This is a genomic window from Natrinema soli, from assembly GCF_028618695.1.
Genome location: NZ_JAQIVI010000758.1, coordinates 1 through 921, shown reverse-complemented (window position 1 = coordinate 921; position 921 = coordinate 1). Strand labels below are relative to the sequence as shown.

General features: G+C 69.4%; 1 protein-coding gene. It reads left to right on the top strand.

The genetic code is table 11. From position 1 onward, the window contains the following. Positions 1 to 921, top strand: a 921-nt coding sequence (locus PGX04_RS31715; RefSeq protein ID WP_273742113.1) for an ABC transporter permease, incomplete at both ends; no start/stop codon positions are given.

Sequence of the window (921 nt, the reverse complement as noted above, 5' to 3'; positions counted from 1 at the left end):
CGCGGCCGGACCGTCCTCGTCGTCCTCGCGATCGCGCTGGCCGTCCTCGCCGTCACGCTGCTCGCGAGTCTCGGGCTCGGGGTCCTGCAGACCGGTGAAGAACGGTTCGACCGGGCCGGACAGGACGTCTGGATCTCGGGCGAGACCGTCGAACTGACGGCGACCGGCGGTCTCGAGAACCCGATCACGGACTCCCATCGGATCGCCAGCGACCTCGAGCAGCGCGACGACGTCGAGAGCGCCTCGCCGCTCGCGTTCTACGCGATCTACGTCGGGACGGAGCCCGACGACCTCGAGCTCGTGACGGGGGTCGGCGTCCCGGGATCACAGGACGCCCGTACCGACACCGGCGACGGCTTCTCGGCGGGCGACGCCCACTACGCCGACGGGAGCTACGACGGGCCGATGAGTCGGGAAATCATCATCGACCCGCAGACGGCCGAGGCGCTCGATATCGGCGTCGGCGACGAGATCCACGTCGGGACGAGCCGGGAGACCGCCGCGGAACGCGAGTTCGAGGTCGTCGGAATCTCCTCGACGTACTCGTCGTTTCTCGGCACGTCGACGGTGACGATGCCGCTCAGCGAGTTACAGGAGCTCGCCGGGACCACGGGATCGGATCGGGCGACGTTCGTGACCGTCACCACGGCGGACGACGCCGACCGAGGCGCCGTTAGCGACGACATCCAGCGGTCGTATCCGGAGTACGACGTCCGGACGAGCGACGAGCAGTTCGAGTCGATGCTGAGCGAGTACCTGCTGGTGCTCGCCAGCGGAGCGACGCTCGTCGTGCTGGCGCTGATCGCCGGGATCGCACTGACGACGAACACCCTCGTTCTCGTGGCCGTCCAGCAGCGCGAGGAGCTCGCGGCCCTGCGGGCGCTTGGTCTCTCGCGCGGACTGATCGCGGGCGTGGTCGGC